This window comes from Lysobacter yananisis, from assembly GCF_031199375.1.
In the GTDB taxonomy this organism is placed as follows: domain Bacteria; phylum Pseudomonadota; class Gammaproteobacteria; order Xanthomonadales; family Xanthomonadaceae; genus Lysobacter; species Lysobacter yananisis.
Map to the genome: position 1 here is coordinate 5,516,785 of NZ_CP133568.1, position 16,321 is coordinate 5,533,105.

Genomic DNA, 16,321 nt, shown 5'->3' on the forward strand with positions numbered 1-16,321 from the left:
CCTCGCCGGCATGGCGCTTAGTTTAGCGATTGCGGGCCGTCCGGTCGGTAGCGGCCTTCCGTCCGCGCGGCTTCGCGCCCGGCGCCCGCGCCCGCCCGGCTTTGCCGATGCGGCGACAAGCCCGCCGCGACGCGGTTTTGCGCCCATCCGCGACCGGCGGCGCAACCGGAATGAAATTTTTCTGTCGTCCCCTCTTGCACGCACCCGGGAGCGCCGCTAGAATTTGCGGCTCACGAAGTCGGGGTGTAGCTCAGTCTGGTAGAGCGCTACGTTCGGGACGTAGAGGTCGCAGGTTCGAATCCTGTCTCCCCGACCAATATTCGTGATGTTTTCGATGAAGCCGGCCTAGCGCCGGCTTTTTCATGTCTGCGAAAAGTCCGCCAAACGACTTCAGCCCTTGCGGCGGCTACCCGCCCGATTCCGGTCGCGCCACTCGATTACCTCTCCGGCCTTCCAGGTCGCCGGCTTCCGGGTGATGCGCAACGGGACGCCTCGCTTGCACGCGATCGTCGCCCGGACATGCTCGGGCGCGATGCCCCACCGCTCGGCGCACTGCGCTGCAGTCAGCGCGAGCTCTTGCCATGGGATCTTGTCGGACATAGCCATGGCGGGCCCCGAATGCCGGGTTGTCGCGAACGCGGAGACTTTGACTTTGGCCGGCATCGGCAGACTACCCCGTTCTCCCTGGAACCTTAGGGAGGGAACGACATGAGGTTTGAGATCTATCGCAAGGGGGACGATGTGCTTGGGAATACTCCCGGGACAGAAGACCCGTACACGTGGCGGCTTCTGGCCGACAACGACGACATCCTCGCCACAGGCGAGGGCTACGCGAACAAAACCGATTGCTACCACGCTATCAACGTGGTCAAGAGCGCCACTACCCAGACGCTTGTCGTGGACTTTTCCTGACGCCACGCACTCGGAAATCCGGGGCGGGAGGAAGGCCATCCGCGATTCCGCCCCACCTGGCGCCGCAGCTTCAGGCCGGGCTCGGCCTGGTTCCCGGCCGCCAGGCCGAAGAGCTTGTCCGCAATCCGCTCGATCGCGTCCTCGATCGCATCAATGGGGTCCTTGCCGTCTCTCAGCTCGTGCACGAACCCGCGGGCCGAATCGCGCAAGGCGTCCATGGCTTCGATTCGGTCGTCCACCTGAGAGCGCTGGCGCCGGTACGCCTCCAGCGCATCGACAGCGGCGCGGCCGCGCTGCGTAACGCCGCGCCGGCTCGACGCCGTCCGTGGCGTCGCGTTTCCCGACAACGCCGTCCATGGCCTTGCGCTGCATGCGACGCCGTCCATGGCATCGGATGCGACAAAGACGCCGTCCGTGGCATTGCGCTCCGTCGGCGCCGTCCGTGGCCTCATGTTCCCTGCGACGCCGTCCGTGGCGCCGGACCCGGATAAGACGCCGTCCCTGGCGCCAGACTCCCTGTGCGCCCTCCGTGGCATCGCGCTCCCTGAACACCGTCCTTGGCGCCGCCCGCGATGGACGCCATCCGTGGCATCGGTTCCCTGCGCGCCGTCCGTGGCATCGCGCTCCCTGGACGCCGTCCCTGGCGTCGCCTGCGACACGACACCGTCCGTGGCGCCAGGCTCCGTGCGCTCCGTCCATGGCATCGCGTTCCCCCGGGACGCCATCCATGGCGCCGCCTGCGATAACACGCCGTCCTTGGCGCTTCGCTCCGTAAGAAACGCCGTCCGTGGCGTCGGGCTCCAACCGGCGAATGCGCGAGTCCGTGCGCTGGATTCGCCGGAGCGATGGCCGCAGCCCGCAGCCTCGCCTCAAACCCGCGTCGCGCCGGCGCGGATGACGCGCTCGACCCGATGCACCCGCACGCTGGCGCGCGCGCGCGACGCTTCGGCGCACGGCACTTCGACGCACGCCGGCGCCGGCGTCAGGCCGGCGGCGGCGAGCAAGGCCGGCCAGTCGCGCGCCGGCGCGTCGTCGCGCACCGCGAACAACAACTCGCCGTCGGCCGCCAGCCAACCGGCGGCGGTGGCCAACACCGGGCGCGGATCGGCGCCGCCGTCGAGCGCGGTATCGGCCAGGATCAGATCGAAGCGCCCGCGCAACGCGGCGGCGTCGGCGACGATGCCGCGCGGATCGAACACGACGCTGCGCAGGTACGGCCGGCCGGCGCCGAAGCGCGCGGCGACCAGCGCGGCGCGGAACGGCGACGCGTCGGCGTAGACGAACTCCACCCCATCGCCGGCGGCATCGAGCGCCGGCAACGCGCGCTCGACGCCTTCGCCGTGACCGTCGCCGAGTTCGAGCACGCGCAACGGCCGGCCGGCGCGGCTGCGCAGCGCCTGGGCCAGCGCCTCGGCCAGCAGGCGCCGGTGCTCGCCGTCGCGGCGCGCGCGCGCGTCGAGCGCGGCGAACGCGGTCGCGGCATCGGCCGGCGCTGCGTCCTCGTCGCGGATGCGTGCGACACCGGTCGGCACAGCGCCCCCCCAGGCCTGGCCGGACGGCAGCGCCGCCCGCATCGCGACGAGTTCCTGCTCCAGTTGCGCCATCGCCACGCCGCCGGCATCGCGAAAACCGAAGGTTCCGGTCGATCCGCCCGTCCAGGCCATGCGCGCCGCGCCGTGGCCGCTGGCGAATCCCTCGCGCATCGCGGCGTCGCGCTGGCCGCGCGCGCGGCGCGCGCCTTCGCCGGCGGCCGCGCGCAGCCCGGGCGACGGCGGCGAACCCGGCGCGGCGCCCATGGCCGATGCCAGCAACGCCGGCACCGCCACCAGCGACGGCCGCCGCCGCGGCCGCGCCGCCGCGGCGAAGGGAAGTGGCGGCACGGCCGAGTCCAAGCGCGCCTCCCCGCGCACCCGCGACGCCGGCCGTGCCGCGCGAAACTGCTCGATCGATCCGATCAGGACCGGCGCCGGCCCCGGCTCCTCGAAGCGGTCCACGCCCGCATCCAGCAGGTAGCCGAGCGAATCGGTCCAACGCACCGCGGCGGCGATCTGCGCCGCCAGCACCTGCGCCTCGCGGCCGCGCGCGTACGGCGCGGCTTCGAGGTTGGACACTACCGCGAACGCCAGCGGCGCGAACTCCACCGCCGCCAGCGCGCGCGCGAACCGCGCGGCGGCCGCGCGCATGTGCCGCGAATGGAAGGCGCCGCTCGCGCGCAGCGGCATCACCCGCGCGCCGCGCGCGCGCAACCGCGCCGCGGCCCGCGCCATCGCCGCCGCGCCGCCGGCGATGGTCTGCTGCGCCGGCGCGTCGTAACCGGCGATGTCGATCGCCTCGTCTTCGTCGCCGTCGGCGCCGATCGCCGTCAGTTCGTCGCGCAGCCGCTGCGCGTCCCAGCCGATCACCGCCGCCATCCGCCCGCCGCCGGCCGCGGCCATTAGCCGGCCGCGCTCGGCGGCCAGGCTCAGCCCGGTCTGGAAATCGAAGGCGCCGGCGGCGTGCAGCGCGTTGCACTCGCCCAGCCCGTGCCCGAGCGCGAACGCCGGCGCGGCGCCGTGCGCATCGGCCCATTCGCGCCACGCCAGCGCGTTGGCCGCGAACAGCACCGGCTGGACATAAGCCGTGTGTTCGAGCCATTCGCACTCCGCCGCCTCGGCCAGCGAGTACCCGAGCGCTTCCTCGGCCAGACGCAGCGCCGGCCGGTGGCGGGCGAACAACGCGCGGCCCAGGCCCTTGCGTTGCGCCGCCTGACCGGGGAAGACCACAGCGAGTGGTTGCGTGAACGCGTGCATCGAACGGTCCGGAGGGGCCTGCGGCGGGCGAGCCGGCGGACCGCGCGCTGCCGCCGCGCGAAGGTACGCCAGAGTTTCCAGACAGTTCGCAGGACGGCGGCCGAACCCGTCATGCCGTCGCCGTCCGGCTTCGCCCGTCGACGTTCAGGGCATTCAGGGTGACGGCCGTCGCATATTGAGTGGAGGTTCGCCCGTAGCGGGCCGCGCCGCCCGCCGCGGCGGGAACGGCCGCAGGCGGGGCCGGCCGGCCCCGCGCCCCGCCTCGCCCCGGGCTGCGTTCGTGCTGGAAATCTTGCTGAAAAAGGTCCCGCCCCCATCGATTGGTTGGCACGCGCATGCGTTGTATTCTGCGGATTCGGTACCTCCCCACCAGGACAACATGGACCTACAGCCTGAGGAGACGGGCGATGTCACCCGCCTGCTCGCCGCCTGGCGTGCGGGCGACGCTGCGGCCCCGGACGCCCTGCTGAACCTGGTCTACCGGCAGCTGAGGAACATCGCCGCCGGTCGTCTGTCGCGCCTGAGCGTGCCGGTGCTGGACCCGACCGAGCTGGTCAACGAGGCGATGCTGCGCCTGCTCGGCGGCAACGGCCTGGACGCGCAGAACCGCCAGCACTTCTTCAGCATCGCCGCGACCGCGATCCGTTATGTGCTGGTCGACACGATCCGTCGCCAGCACGCCGACAAGCGCGGCGGCGGCGTGGTCGACGTGACCCTGTCCGGCTCCGAGCACCTGTCGGCCGCCGGCGACCGCTGGCTCGATGTCGAGGACGCGCTGCGCGCGCTGGAACAGCAAGACCCGCGCAAGTGCCGGATCGTCGAACTGATCTTCCTGATGGGCCTGAACCAGCAGGAGACGGCCGAGATCCTCGGCGTCTCGCTGACCACCGTCGAGCGCGACCTGCGCTTCGCCAAGGCCTGGCTGCGCGAACACCTGTCATGACCCCCGCGCAGTTCGGCCGGGTCGAGGAGCTGTTCCACCAGGCGCTGGAACGGCCCGCCGCCGAACGCGCGCGGTTCCTGCGCGACAACGAGAGCGACGCGGACATCGTCGCGGCGGCCGAGCGCCTGCTCGCCTGCGACGACGACGCCGCGCCGGACCCGGTCAGCGAATGCCTGACCCAGGTCGCGCGCGAAGTCCCGCTGCGCAGCATCGGTCCGTACCGGCTGCTGCGCGAGTTGGGCGTCGGCGGCATGGGCGCGGTGTTCCTGGCCGAGCGCGACGTCGCCGGCCGCGTCCAGCAGGTCGCGGTCAAGCTGCTGCACGGCATCGGCACCGCCCACAACAAGCGCCGCATGGAACGCGAGCGGGCCATGCTGGCCGGCCTCAACCATCCCAACATCGCCCGCCACATCGACGGCGGCGAGAGCGCGGAAGGCCAGCCTTACCTGGTGATGGACTACGTCGAGGGCCCGCTGCTGCCGCAGTACCTGGCCGAGGCGAAACCGTCGCTGCCGCAGCGGCTGAAGCTGTACCTGAGCCTGTGCGACGCGGTCCAGCACGCGCACCAGCGCCTGGTCCTGCACCGCGACATCAAGCCTTCGAACGTGGCGGTGCGCGCCGACGGCGCGCCAGTGCTGCTGGACTTCGGCGTCGGCGCGCTGCTGGAGGAAGGCGACAACCCCACCCATCCGCCGACCCGCGCCTTCACTCCCGGCTACAGCGCGCCGGAGCAGTACCGCGGCCAGACCGAGACCATGGCCACCGACGTGTTCGGCCTCGGCGCGCTGCTGTTCGACCTGCTGACCGGGCAACGGCTGTCGACGCTGTACCGCGGCGACGCCACCGTGCCGGCGCCCAGCGCCAGCGTCGCCGATCCGAGCCTGCGCCACCTGCTGCGCGGCGATCTCGACCGGATCGTGCGCAAGGCCACCGCGACCGATCCGGAACTGCGCTACCGCACGGTCGCGGCGCTGATGGACGACATCCAGCGCTATCTGCAGGGCCTGCCGATTTCCGCCGCGCCCGACCGGCTGTGGTACCGGGTCGGCAAGTTCGTCCGCCGCAACCGCGTCGCGGTCGCCGCCAGCGCGATGCTCGCGGTCGCCGGCACCCTCGCGGTGTGGCAGCTCAACAACGAACGCCAGCGCGCGCTGGCGGCCGAACGCGCGGCCGAGACCGAAGCGGCCAACGCCAAGGCCTCGCGCGATTTCCTCGCCTCGGTGCTGGCCGAGACCTCGCCCGAAGCGGTGCGCGGCCAGCCGATCACCATCGCCACCCTGCTCACCAACGCCGCGGCGCGGCTGCAGACCGACCGCAGCCAGAGCGAGCGCACCCGCCTGGTCGCGTGGCTGACCATCGCCGAGGTCTACGCCGACATCAACGACCCGCAGCCGGGGCTGGCGGCGATCGACGCGGCCATCGCGCTGTCGCCGCGCAAGCCGCAGCCGCAAGACCTGGAACTGCGCGCGCGCGCGTTGCACGTGCGCGGCAACCTGCTGTTGCAGCTCGAACGCCTGCCCGAAGCGCGCGCCGCGCTCGACCAGGCGATCGCGCTGCGCGAACGCCAGGGCGCGCCCGCCCCGACCCTGGCGCGGCTGTACAGCGATTACGGCAGCGTCGTGCTGCACACCTCGGACTTCGCCGCTGCGCAGCGCTACCAGCAGCGCGCGCTGCAACGCCTGGACGCGTCCGGCCAGCACGAGCCGGAGCTGCGCATGGAGATCGAGCTCGGCCTGGCGCGCAGCCTGTACTACCAGAACAAGATCGAAGACGCGGCCCGCCACCTCGGCATCGCCGAAACCATCGAGCGCGAACGGCCCGCGCGCGACGGCCTGGCGGCTTACCAACTGCGCCGGATCGCGATGATGGTGCGCTACTCGCAGCACCGCTATCCGCAGGCGCTGGCCAACGCCGAGCAGGCGCTGCGGCTGGCCTACCGCGTCTACGGCGAGAACAGCCGGCTCACCGCCGACATGGAGCTGTACACCGCGCTGCTGCTGGACGATGTCGGGCGCTCGCGCGCGGCGCTGGCGCATTACCAGCGCTCGCAGGCGATCGCCCGCGCGCTCAAGCTCGACGACGCCGTGCTCGCCCGCGACGACGTGCGCATGGCCGCGGCCTACGCCAACCTCGGCGACCACGCGCGCGCGCAGGCGCTGACCGACTCGGCGCTGGCGCGGATGCCGGACGCCCCGGCGTACACGATGTACCGGATCATCGCCTACTACACCCGCGGCCTCTCGCTCAGCGCGCAGGGCCGCTATCCGCAGGCCCGCGCCGATTTCCAGCGCTCGCTGGAACTGGCGCGCGGCTACAAGGAGGACGTGTTCTACGGCCCGGCCTTCGTCCAGCTGCGCCACGCCCAGGGCCTGGTCGAAGCGCACCGCTTCGAAGAAGCCGCCGCCGCGCTCAAGGACGCCGAACCGGTGCTGCAGTACCGCGAACTGGAGCCGAAATCGGTCATCGTGCTGCGCTCGCTGCAGGCCGAAGTCGCGCTCAGCCGCGGCGAACTGATCGCCGCGACGCAACGCATCGACGAAGCCCTGCAACTGGCCCAGCGCCACTACCTCGCCGGCACCTTGCCGATCGCCACGGTCGAACTCGCCGCCGCGCGGATCGCGCTGCGCCGCGGCGATGCCGTACGCGCCGGCGAATTGCTGAACCGGGCCGAGCCGCTGTTGCGGCGCGAATTGCGCGCGCCTGCGCCGGCGCTGGCCGACGCCGCGCGGCTGCGCCAGGAGCTGGAGCGCGGCTCCGGGTCCGGCCCTGGGCACGATTCCCGGCACGATTCCGGGCACGACGCCGGCCGCGAATCCCGGCGCGACGCGCGCCAGGACGCGGCGCCCGCGCGCGCCGCGCCTGCGCCGCGCGGAGCCGGCGGATGAACGCGGCCGCTTGCGCCGGCTCGCGCGGCCCAATAAATTTCCATCGGCGATGACGGATTCCGCCGCCGCCCTGCGAACTCTTGATTGTTCCAACTCCGCAGCATGCGATTCGAACGCGCGCCGCGCCCAGGAACGCCATTCACCTCCCCGTGAAAGAGGAATCGACATGCGCACCACCCTTGCTTTCGCCCTGCTGATCGCCGCGACCGCGACGTTCAGCGCCCCGTCGTTCGCCCGCGAGCCGTCCTACCAGGCCTGCAGCCCGCCGTTCTCCGGCCCGCCGTTCTGCCAGCCGCCGCTGAGCCAGGTCGAGCTGTCCACCAGCACCGGCAAGCGCGCCGCGACCAAGGCGCCGACCACCCAGGCGCCGCGCTCGGCGCCGCAGCCGTCCACCGCCAAGAAGTGATCCGCCGCCGCGGGCGACGGGGCAGCCGCCTCGTCGCCCGGCCATGCCGAGCCGATGACGCCGTCATCGGCTTTTTTCTTGCCCGGCCCGACCGCCGCCGCGCTGCGGCCGGTGCGGCAATCCGCATCCCCGCCGGCGGAAATCGCGACGACCGAATGCCGCGGATGCGCAAGAACGATCGATACGGCCGCGCCGATCGCCCGGATCCTTTCGACAATCTCCCGATGAGCACACCTGCGTCCCGACCGCGTACCTACCTGATCACCGGCATGTCCGGCGCCGGCAAATCCTCGGTCGTGCGCGAGTTGATCGCGCTGGGTTTCGACGCGATCGACCTGGACAGCGCGCAGTGGTCGCATTGGGTCGACGCCGCCGCGGACGACGCCTTGACGCCCGAGCAAGGCCGCGATTGGGTCTGGCGCGAAGACCGCGTCGCCGCGCTGCTGGCGGAGCCGGCGCGGACGCCGCGCTTGCTCGCCGGCACCGCTTCGAACATGGCGGCGTTCTACGACCGCTTCGACGCCGTCGTCCTGCTCAGCGCGAGCGAAGACTGCCTGCTGCAACGCCTGCGCGAACGCGGCGCCGGCGAATACGGCAGCACCCAGGCGCAGCGCGCCGCGGTGCGCGAACTTATCGCGCAGGTGGAACCGCTGCTGCGCGAATCGGCCGACCTGACGCTCGACTCGTCCGGCCCGGTCGCCGCCACCGTGCGCGACTTGCTGCGCGCGCTGGACCTGACCGCGGCGTTGCCAACGCCCGGACGCTAGGACACCGTCGTCGCCACCGGGCCGGCCGCGGCGCCCTGCGCGTCGCCGTCCTCGTCCGGCAGCGCGGCCAGAAACGTCGCCGACGGCGCGAAGAACAGCGTGCCGGTGACCGCGCGGCTGAAGTCCAGCAGGCGGTCGTAGTTGCCGGGCGGGTTGCCGACGAACATGTTCTCGAGCATGCGCTCGATCCGCCGCGGCTGGCGCGCGTAACCGATGAAGTAGGTGCCGAACTCGCTCTTGCTGGCGTCGCCGAACGGCATGTTGTCGCGCACGATGCTGAGCTCTTCGCCGTTCTCCTCGATCACCGTCAGCACGTTGTGCGCATACGACGGCTTGGCCGCGTCGTCGAGTTCGACGTTGGACAGCTTGTGCCGGCCGACGATGCGCTCCTGCTGCTCCACCGGCAACGATTCCCAGCCCTTGAGGTCGTGCAGGTACTTCTGCACGATAACGTAGCTGCCGCCGGCGAAATCGGCGTCTTCGGCGCCGACGATGGCCGAATCCAGCGCTTCCTGATCGACCGGGTTCTCGGTGCCGTCGACGAAGCCGAGCAGGTCGCGCTGGTCGAAGTAACGGAACCCGTGCACTTCCTCGGCGCTGGTCACCGCCTCGCCGAGCCGCGCGAGGATCTGCGCGGTCAACTCGAAGCACAGGTCCATGCGTTCGGCGCGGATGTGGAACAGCAGGTCGCCGGGCGTGGACACGGCGCGGTGCTTGCCTTCGATGGCGCGGAACGGATGCAGGTCCGCCGGCTTGGGCGCGCCGAACAGGCGCTCCCAGGCCGCGTCGCCGAAGGCCAGGATGCAGGACAAGCGGCCGTCGAGATCGCGGAAACCGACCGAGCGCAGCAGCCCGGCCAGATCGGCGCACAGCGCGCGCACGGTTTGCCGATGCTGCGCTTCCGGGCGCAGGGTCACCACCAGGAACACGGCCGAACGGGTCAGGCCCGCAAGGATGGGTTGGGAAACGATGGCTGCCACGGTCTGCCTCTGTGCGCTGCGAAAGGGGCCTGGATTCGACGAATGCGCGACGCGTCCGGCGCGCGCCATCGAACGGCGGATCGGCCGATCATAGCGCCGCAACCGGCGAACGCCGCGCGGCGACGGCCGCGCGCCGGCCGGCCCGGCGGTTTGAGCCGCGCGCCCGGGCGATGCTAGATTCGGACCGGACCCGATACGGACAGCGAGCATGCGACAGCGAGGCGACCTTCCTGAATCTGCGCCCGGACCGGCCGACGCCGGCGAAGACGCGGGCGCGATGGCGCCGGCCTGGCCGCGCGAGCCGATCAGCGCGCAACGCTTGCGCGACGCCGAAGTGGCGCAGGCCCAGGCCACGCTCAAGCGCGAATTGGTGCGCGTCTACGCGCAGTCTTGCGGGGCGTGCAAGCCCAAGCAATGAAGGCGGCGGCCGGCGTACTGGCCGGCGCACTCGCGGCCCGGCCGCTCGCGATCAGGCCTGCGCGCGCTGCGCCTCGCGCTCGCGCAACAGATCCCCGACCCTGACGAACCCGTAGCCCTGCGCGCGCAGCGCCGGCACCAGCTCGCGCACGATCTCGACGATGCGCGGGCGCGCGCGGCCGTGTTCGTCGTCGCCGTCGTGCAGCAGCACGATCGCGCCGGGATGGGCCTGCGCCAGCACCGCGCCGGACACGCAGTCGACATGGCCGGGCGCATCGGGTTCGAGCCAGTCGCAGGGATCGATCGACCAGCCGGCGACGGTGTAACCGTGGCGCGCGAGCAGGTCGACCTGGTCGGCGCGGATTTCGCCGAACGCCGGGCGGAACAAGCGCGCCGACAAGGTATCGGCGCCGGCCCGGCGCAGCTCGGCGGCCGCCGGCGCGACTTCCTCGTGCAGCAGCGCATCCGCGCCCAGGCCGCTGGCGTCGGCGTGGCTCATCGAATGGTTGGCCAGTTCGTGGCCGTCGGCGAGCATGCGCGCGCTCAGCCACGGCACCGCGCGCAGCAGGCGGCCGACGCAGAAGAAAGTCGCCGCGACCTCGAGTTCGCGCAGCGCCGCCAGCAGCGCGGGAGTGGCCTGGCCGGGCCCGTCGTCGAAGCTCAGCGCGATCGCGCGCCGGCGCGGCAGGCCGCGGCCGAGATAGGCGCGCGGGCGTTGCGCGAGGAAAGCGTGATAGTCCATGCGCGCCTCAGCGGGTCATCCAGCTCTTGCGGCCGCCGCGCAGTTCGTCGAGCAGGCCGATCAGGTTGGCCGGCAGCAACAGCGCGTCGATGACGGTGTTGTAGACCGAGACCAGCAGCAGGTCGGTCAACCCCAGTTGCAGGCGTTCGCGCGCGTGCAGCACCGAGACGAAATTGAGCGCGGCCATCAGCAGCCAATTCAGCGCCGCCACCGCCAGCAGCGCATGGCTGCGGTAGAACAACGCCCCGGCGATCAGCAACAGCAGGGTCGGCGCCAGCGCCGACTGCGCCCACAGCAGCCACCACGGCAGCATCTTCATGGTCCGCGCCCACGAGATCCCCCAGGCCACCCGGAACGATTCCAGGCGCCCGCGCGCCCAGCGCCGGCGCTGGCGGAACAGCCCCATCAACGTGGTCGGGCAGATCGTGTAGGCGATCGCGTCCGGCGCGTAGGCGATGGAATAGCCGTGGGCGAGCGCGCGCCAGGTCCAGGCGATGTCCTCCACCAGCCACTCGCCCCAGCCGCCGAGTTCGCGGATGACCTGGGTGCGGTGCAGCGAGAACGCGCCGGCGACGACGTTGACCGAACCCAGCTTGCTCTGCACATAGCGGATCGCCGCCAGCGCGCCGATGTGTTCGTAGAACTGCAGTCGGTGCAGCCACGACTGGTGGCGGCCGGCCGGCACGATCAGCCCGCAGGCCGCGGCGTGGCGCGGCGACGCGTATAAGGCCTCGACCGCGCTGCGCAGCGCGCCGGGCGCGATTACCGTATCGCTGTCGATCACCGTGACCACGTCCGAATCCGGCGACAGCCGCGGCAGCGCCGCGTCCAGCGCGAGGCCCTTGGCGCCGCCGTTGCGCTCGCGCGCGATGAACTCGTAGCGCTTGCCGCGCGGCTGCGCCAGCCACTGCGCGACCGCGGCGGCGGTGGCGTTGGTGGAACCGTCGTCGACCAGCAGCACCTCGACCGGGCCGGGGTACTCGCTGCGCTCGATCGACTCCAGCGTGCACAGCAGCGAGCGTTCGGGTTCGTTGTAGAACGGCACCAGGATCGACACGAACGGATAGCGCGCCAGCGCGCGCGGCGGCGGCCGCCGCAGCCGCCGCCAGCACGCCCAGCCGGCCAGGAACAGCAGGCAGGCGAACAGGATCAGGGTGGAAAAGCCGACCACGCCGGTCAGCACGAACTGGCTGAGGACGAGGTGGTCGAGCGCGAGCGCGTCGAGGACGAATCGGCCGAAGCCGGGGCGATCGGGAACGAACGTATTGGGCATGGGGCGCGCGCATCCGGCGAACGCGAACGCGGCGGCGCGGCGCTGGCGCGCGCGACGCTGCGTTTCGCAAGGGTCTGGTTTGGCAGACCGGACGCGTCGATACGGGCCGCGCGAAGCGGACCCGCACGCCAGGTGCTGAAGCGGACAGGCAAAGCGGACGAAACGACTGCGATGGGGGAACGCTTGCGGATGAAACGATTCGCGGGCGTCGTGCATGCGCTGCATCGCGACGGCGATTCGGTTCCAGGCGCCGTCCGCGCGGCGCGAGCGCGATGCATGGCCGCGCTTTCGCAAGCAAGAATGAAAGCTGGGCACGATTTAATCTGTGACGCCGCCATGCAGTTCCGCGAAACCCGCGCGTGTTCGCGCTCGACACGCGTTCGCGCATCGGAGAAGAATCGACGCGCCCCCGTCCGCGCCGAGCCCACCTCATGCCGAGCACCGCTTCCGCTTCCACTTCCGATCCCGCCGCTTTCCGTCCGCGCTTCGACATCGGCGCGCAGCGCATGGACTGCGGACGCGAGCCGCACGTGGACACCCACCAGGCCGCCGACGAGCGCGCGAGCTGGCCGTTGCTCGACTACTCCGATTGCGAACCGACCGACGACCAGGCCGCGATCAATCGCTGGCTGCAAGCCGCGTCCCTGGACGGCGCCGACGTGTTGCACGTGGGCACCGGCAATTCCTCGGTCGCGCGCTTGCTCGACGGCCGCGCGCGGGTGGTCTCGGTGACCGTCGCCCGCGGCGAGTTCGAGCACGCCCAATCGCTGGGCCTGCACGACTACCGCGTGCACCTGCTCAACAAGCACGGCCTGGAGTTCGGCGAACGCTTCGCCGCGGCCAGCTTCGACTGCATCCTCGACAACAACCTGGCCAGCTTCGCCTGTTGCCAGCGCCACCTGGAACGCTATTTCGACGCGCTGGCGCGGCTGTTGCGGCCGCAGGGTTTCGTGCTCACCCACTGGCAGGGCATGCAGTGGACGCTGGACGTCGGCGTGGACGACGTCGAGCCGGTGTGGCGCCTGGACGCGGACAAGCTCGAAGCCATCGCCGCCGCGTTCGGGCTGGCGACGGTGCGCGAAGGCGAGCTGTTCTTCCTGCGCCGCGCGGCGCGCGGCTGAGCGCGCCCGGATGCGCACGCGCCGGAAGCGTCCGGCCGCGCGGCTGTGGCAGATCGGTCGGCGCGATCCGCGCCCGCGCTGGCTGCTGCTCGACAACCTGATCACCACCTTCGGCGCCGCGTTCACCCTGATCGCGCTGCCGTTCCTGGTCATGCGCCTGAGCGGCCGCGCGCTCGACCTCGGCGCGACCGCGGCGATCGAGGCGCTGCCGAGCCTGCTGTTGCTGTTCTGCTTTCGCGGTGCGCTCGACCGCATCGACCCCGCCCGCCTGCTGTGGTGGTGCCGCGCCGCGTATGTGCTGATCAACGCCACGCTCGCCGTCGCCACCTGGACCCAGACCATCACCCTGCCGCTGATCTACGCGCTGGCCCTGATCGGCGGACTGGTGTGGGCGGTGGCTTACCCCGCCGGCCGCGCCTGCTTCGGGCTGTACCTGCGCCGCGGCCTGCTGGCGCCGGCCAACGCGGTGTTCGCGGTCGCCTCCAGCGTGGCGATGATGGCGATGCCGATGCTCGCCGGCGGCCTGATCCTGGCCTCTTCCGGCCCGCACGCGCTGGCCGCGGCATTCGCGCTGGATGCGCTGTGCGTGGCCGCGTCGCTGCCGCTGCTGGCGGCGCTGCGCCGGCGCGGGCCGGCGCGCGGGCGCGATCCGGCCACGCCGGCGGCGACGCCGATGTCGGCCGCGGATCCGCCGCCGCGCGCCGCCCGCGACATTCCGCGCAGCTACTACCTTTATCTGCTCGCCAGCACCGTGCTCGCATTCGGACCGGTGCAGATCCTGCTGCCGGTGCTGCTCGTGCAACGCCGCGATCCGGCCTATCTGGCGATCTACGCCGCCCAGTTCGCCGGTATCGCTCTGGCCGCCTCGGCCGCCGCGCGGCGGGTGCCGGCGGAGATCGCCGACACCCTGCGCGGCGTGGTGCTGTGCTGGATCGGCGCCGCCTGCGCCTACGCCCTGCTCGGCGCCGCGGCCGACGCGCCCAAGGGCGTCGCGCTGGTGGCGGCGTTGCTCGGCTTCGGCGCGCTCGCCGCGGCCTCGAACCACTACGGCATCCGTTCGCTGTCGTGGCTGCAGCGCAGCGCCGATCCGCGCCGCATGGGCCGCGAGATGACCTGGTTCTCGGCCGCGACCATGGGCGCGATGCCGCTGTCCTCGCTCGCCGTCGGCCTGGCGGTGGATCGCCTGCGCTGGAGCGGCGCCGCGCACGCGCTCGCCGCGGCCACGGCGCTGGCCGCGCTCGCGGCCGCGCCGCACCTGTTGCGCCTGCGACGCCGCGCGCCGCAGCGCGCGCAGGACCCAGCGACCGCGCCGCCGCTCGCCAGCGGCGGCACGGCCAACCACTGAGCGCGCCTCAGGACGCGGTCTTCGCTCCGCTCGGCGCGCGCGCGCACGCGGGCGCTTCGGCGCTGGCCAGGCGCTTGGGATCGGGCTTGCAGGCATAGCCCTGGCCGCCGGTCCCGACCGGCTCGGTACCGACCCGCTCGTAGGCGTCGATCAGGATCGGCTTCAGCGACACGTTCTGCGGCGGATAGGCCACGCGCCCGGCCCTGGGCTGCCACGGAACCGCGCAGGTGGTGGCGCCGGCCGGGTCGGTCTGCACCAGGTACACGTCCTGCGGATCGCCGCCGCCGTCGCGGTCGATGAAGGTGCTGCCGGCCAGCAGCAGACGGTCGGGCGCCTTGAGGTCGATCGACACCAGCATCTCGCGTCCGGCGCCGAAGTAGTACGGCGTCGCCGCCGGCAGCAGGGTCGAAGTGCGCGCGCCGAGGGCGGCGCCGAACTCGGGCGCGCCGCGGGTCGCGGCGATCGCCAGGAGGCTGTCGTCGCTGCTGCGGTCCAGCGCTTCGACCACGTCGTAGGCGCGGATCGAGGTGGTCTTGGGATCGGACCAGAACGCCTGCGCCAGCACCTTGCAGCCGGCCGATTCGAACCGCGCCAGATAGACCTGGGTGGCGCCGTCGGCGGGATTGGACTGCAGGCCGACCAGCGCCGACTGGCCGAAGTAACCCGGCGCGCGCAGCGCCGCGATGCCATGGAACAGGCCGTGCAGCTTGTCGGCGTTGTTGAGCGTGCTCGCGCACACCGGCGCGCCGCCGGCGTCGGTGCGCAGCAACAGCGCGCCCATCAGGCCGGCGCCGTTGGTGGTGTTGCCGGCCACCACCAGGTCGTCGGCCAGCCCGGTCGCGGCGACGTTCTGCGCGAGCGCGCGCAGGCGCACCTCCGGCCAGCGCGAGCCGCCGTCGTAGAACTGGTTCCACAGCAGCCCGCCGCCGGCGTCCAGGCGCGCGATGCGGCCGAACTTGCGGCGCGCGTCGCGGCTGGTTTCCTCGCCGACCAGGTACAAGGTATCGCCGCGGTCCGGCGCGCTCTCGATCAGGTCCAGCCCGACCGCGTTCTGGCCTTCGACCCGGTTGCCGAGCACGCTGGTCCAGGCCGGCCGGCCTTCGCAATCGACCTGCAGCACGTAGATGCGGTCGCTGCCGTCGCCGTACTGGACCGCGCCGGTGACGGCGAAGCCGCGGCCGCTGCTGAGTTCGATCACCGCCTCGCCGCGGCTGCGCTTGCTGCCGCCGATGTAGTAGGCCGCCTGCCAGATCAGGTTGCCGTTGTCGTCGGCGCGGCTGAGCTGGGCCAGTTGGGTGTCGCCGGCCAGGCGGGTGCCGACGGTGATCGAACCCGGGCCGCAGGCGCGGGTCGCCTTCACGTCCGAGCCCGAATCGGCCGGCTCGGGATCGCCGTAATAGGCCTCGAAGTTCTGCGCCTGGGCGAGCGGCGCGGCCAGCAGCAGGGAAATCGCCAGCGCCAAAGCGCGGCGGCGCGAACCGGAAGAGCTACGTTCCATCGTGTCCATGTCGGCCTCGTGTGCGGAGACATCCGCGAAGGGGCCGGCGCGCCGCGCGGACGCGCCAGCGATGCGTGAGCGGGCAGGCCGGACTGATCGACGAAAGGCCTGCGCGGACGCCGCAGCCGCACGGACGGCGCATCGCGCGATGGCGGCGCGCCTGGCATGAGCGTTCGCGTCTCGACCTTAGCGCCGCGGCGCGCGGCGGCGTAGGACCGTTGCGGGCAGGAAACGGGACGCGCC

The 16,321-nt window shown here is 72.3% G+C and carries 15 protein-coding genes and 1 tRNA gene; 9 read left to right on the plus strand and 7 right to left on the minus strand.

Translation table 11 applies throughout. The annotated features are described in order from the left end of the window. The first annotated feature begins 239 nt into the window (after positions 1 to 239). Positions 240 to 316 (plus strand) — tRNA-Pro (locus RDV84_RS22620). A 74-nt stretch (positions 317 to 390) separates the two neighbouring features. On the opposite strand, the gene RDV84_RS22625 is transcribed toward RDV84_RS22620, so the two are convergent. Continuing rightward, a complete protein-coding gene (locus RDV84_RS22625; protein ID WP_309151692.1) occupies positions 391 to 600 on the minus strand; it encodes a hypothetical protein in 210 nt (69 codons plus the stop codon). A 108-nt stretch (positions 601 to 708) separates the two neighbouring features. Here RDV84_RS22625 and RDV84_RS22630 point away from each other — a divergent pair, with 108 nt between their 5' ends. Further along, entirely contained in the window at positions 709 to 912 is a 204-nt protein-coding gene (locus RDV84_RS22630) for a YegP family protein (RefSeq protein WP_309151693.1), read from the plus strand. Here RDV84_RS22630 and RDV84_RS22635 read toward each other — a convergent pair. After that, entirely contained in the window at positions 849 to 1,298 is a 450-nt protein-coding gene (locus tag RDV84_RS22635; RefSeq protein WP_309153779.1) for a hypothetical protein, read from the minus strand. The genes RDV84_RS22630 and RDV84_RS22635 overlap by 64 nt on opposite strands. A 483-nt stretch (positions 1,299 to 1,781) precedes the next feature. Then, positions 1,782 to 3,701: an acyltransferase domain-containing protein gene (locus tag RDV84_RS22640; protein ID WP_309151694.1), complete on the minus strand. Its 1,920-nt coding sequence runs from the start codon at positions 3,699 to 3,701 to the stop codon at positions 1,782 to 1,784. 379 nt (positions 3,702 to 4,080) lie between these two features. On the opposite strand from RDV84_RS22640, the gene RDV84_RS22645 reads away from it, so the two are divergent. The 4 genes from RDV84_RS22645 to RDV84_RS22660 all read left to right on the plus strand — a co-directional run bounded on the left by RDV84_RS22645 (position 4,081) and on the right by RDV84_RS22660 (position 8,702). Then, positions 4,081 to 4,644, plus strand: a complete 564-nt coding sequence (locus tag RDV84_RS22645) for an ECF-type sigma factor (RefSeq protein WP_057947119.1) — start codon at positions 4,081 to 4,083, stop codon at positions 4,642 to 4,644. Then, positions 4,641 to 7,529, plus strand: coding sequence for a protein kinase domain-containing protein (locus RDV84_RS22650; RefSeq protein ID WP_309151695.1), 2,889 nt, complete (start codon positions 4,641 to 4,643; stop codon positions 7,527 to 7,529). Before RDV84_RS22645 ends, RDV84_RS22650 begins: the two co-directional genes overlap by 4 nt. Before the next feature lie 166 nt (positions 7,530 to 7,695). Next, entirely contained in the window at positions 7,696 to 7,935 is a 240-nt protein-coding gene (locus tag RDV84_RS22655; RefSeq protein ID WP_057947117.1) for a hypothetical protein, read from the plus strand. A 224-nt stretch (positions 7,936 to 8,159) separates the two neighbouring features. Next, a complete protein-coding gene (locus RDV84_RS22660; protein ID WP_309151696.1) occupies positions 8,160 to 8,702 on the plus strand; it encodes an AAA family ATPase in 543 nt (180 codons plus the stop codon). Here the strand turns inward: RDV84_RS22660 and RDV84_RS22665 are convergent. Further along, positions 8,699 to 9,682, minus strand: a complete 984-nt coding sequence (locus RDV84_RS22665) for a Dyp-type peroxidase (protein WP_309151697.1) — start codon at positions 9,680 to 9,682, stop codon at positions 8,699 to 8,701. The two genes, RDV84_RS22660 and RDV84_RS22665, sit on opposite strands and share 4 nt — an antisense overlap. A gap of 208 nt (positions 9,683 to 9,890) precedes the next feature. Between RDV84_RS22665 and RDV84_RS22670 the strand changes: the two genes are divergently transcribed. Then, positions 9,891 to 10,100: a hypothetical protein gene (locus RDV84_RS22670; RefSeq protein WP_309151698.1), complete on the plus strand. Its 210-nt coding sequence runs from the start codon at positions 9,891 to 9,893 to the stop codon at positions 10,098 to 10,100. A gap of 51 nt (positions 10,101 to 10,151) precedes the next feature. Here the strand turns inward: RDV84_RS22670 and RDV84_RS22675 are convergent, their stop codons facing one another. Together RDV84_RS22675 and RDV84_RS22680 are read right to left on the minus strand one after the other, a co-directional pair. Further along, positions 10,152 to 10,841 carry a polysaccharide deacetylase family protein gene (locus tag RDV84_RS22675; RefSeq protein WP_309151699.1) on the minus strand — a complete coding sequence of 230 codons (690 nt, stop codon included), beginning with the start codon at positions 10,839 to 10,841 and terminating at the stop codon, positions 10,152 to 10,154. Positions 10,842 to 10,848: 7 nt separating this feature from the next. After that, positions 10,849 to 12,114 (minus strand): glycosyltransferase family 2 protein, encoded by a 1,266-nt coding sequence (locus tag RDV84_RS22680; protein ID WP_309151700.1) that lies wholly within the window; start codon positions 12,112 to 12,114, stop codon positions 10,849 to 10,851. 431 nt (positions 12,115 to 12,545) lie between these two features. Between RDV84_RS22680 and RDV84_RS22685 the strand changes: the two genes are divergently transcribed. Continuing rightward, on the plus strand, positions 12,546 to 13,235 hold the full coding sequence (locus RDV84_RS22685; protein WP_309151701.1) for a methyltransferase domain-containing protein: 690 nt from the start codon (positions 12,546 to 12,548) through the stop codon (positions 13,233 to 13,235). Positions 13,236 to 13,245: 10 nt separating this feature from the next. Continuing rightward, positions 13,246 to 14,580, plus strand: a complete 1,335-nt coding sequence (locus tag RDV84_RS22690; protein ID WP_309151702.1) for an MFS transporter — start codon at positions 13,246 to 13,248, stop codon at positions 14,578 to 14,580. 7 nt (positions 14,581 to 14,587) lie between these two features. Here the strand turns inward: RDV84_RS22690 and RDV84_RS22695 are convergent, their stop codons facing one another. Beyond that, positions 14,588 to 16,087 (minus strand): hypothetical protein, encoded by a 1,500-nt coding sequence (locus tag RDV84_RS22695; protein WP_309151703.1) that lies wholly within the window; start codon positions 16,085 to 16,087, stop codon positions 14,588 to 14,590. Between the last annotated feature and the right edge of the window lie 234 nt (positions 16,088 to 16,321).

Excerpts from the sequence above, each read along its gene's own strand:
- RDV84_RS22625 (WP_309151692.1), bottom strand. The coding sequence starts at position 600 with ATGTCCGACAAGATCCCATGGCAAGAGCTCGCGCTGACTGCAGCGCAG.
- RDV84_RS22630 (WP_309151693.1), top strand. The coding sequence starts at position 709 with ATGAGGTTTGAGATCTATCGCAAGGGGGACGATGTGCTTGGGAATACT.
- RDV84_RS22635 (WP_309153779.1), bottom strand. The coding sequence starts at position 1,298 with ATGGACGGCGTCGCATGCAGCGCAAGGCCATGGACGGCGTTGTCGGGA.
- RDV84_RS22640 (WP_309151694.1), bottom strand. The coding sequence starts at position 3,701 with ATGCACGCGTTCACGCAACCACTCGCTGTGGTCTTCCCCGGTCAGGCG.
- RDV84_RS22645 (WP_057947119.1), top strand. The coding sequence starts at position 4,081 with ATGGACCTACAGCCTGAGGAGACGGGCGATGTCACCCGCCTGCTCGCC.
- RDV84_RS22650 (WP_309151695.1), top strand. The coding sequence starts at position 4,641 with ATGACCCCCGCGCAGTTCGGCCGGGTCGAGGAGCTGTTCCACCAGGCG.
- RDV84_RS22655 (WP_057947117.1), top strand. The coding sequence starts at position 7,696 with ATGCGCACCACCCTTGCTTTCGCCCTGCTGATCGCCGCGACCGCGACG.
- RDV84_RS22660 (WP_309151696.1), top strand. The coding sequence starts at position 8,160 with ATGAGCACACCTGCGTCCCGACCGCGTACCTACCTGATCACCGGCATG.
- RDV84_RS22670 (WP_309151698.1), top strand. The coding sequence starts at position 9,891 with ATGCGACAGCGAGGCGACCTTCCTGAATCTGCGCCCGGACCGGCCGAC.
- RDV84_RS22675 (WP_309151699.1), bottom strand. The coding sequence starts at position 10,841 with ATGGACTATCACGCTTTCCTCGCGCAACGCCCGCGCGCCTATCTCGGC.
- RDV84_RS22680 (WP_309151700.1), bottom strand. The coding sequence starts at position 12,114 with ATGCCCAATACGTTCGTTCCCGATCGCCCCGGCTTCGGCCGATTCGTC.
- RDV84_RS22685 (WP_309151701.1), top strand. The coding sequence starts at position 12,546 with ATGCCGAGCACCGCTTCCGCTTCCACTTCCGATCCCGCCGCTTTCCGT.
- RDV84_RS22690 (WP_309151702.1), top strand. The coding sequence starts at position 13,246 with ATGCGCACGCGCCGGAAGCGTCCGGCCGCGCGGCTGTGGCAGATCGGT.
- RDV84_RS22695 (WP_309151703.1), bottom strand. The coding sequence starts at position 16,087 with ATGGACACGATGGAACGTAGCTCTTCCGGTTCGCGCCGCCGCGCTTTG.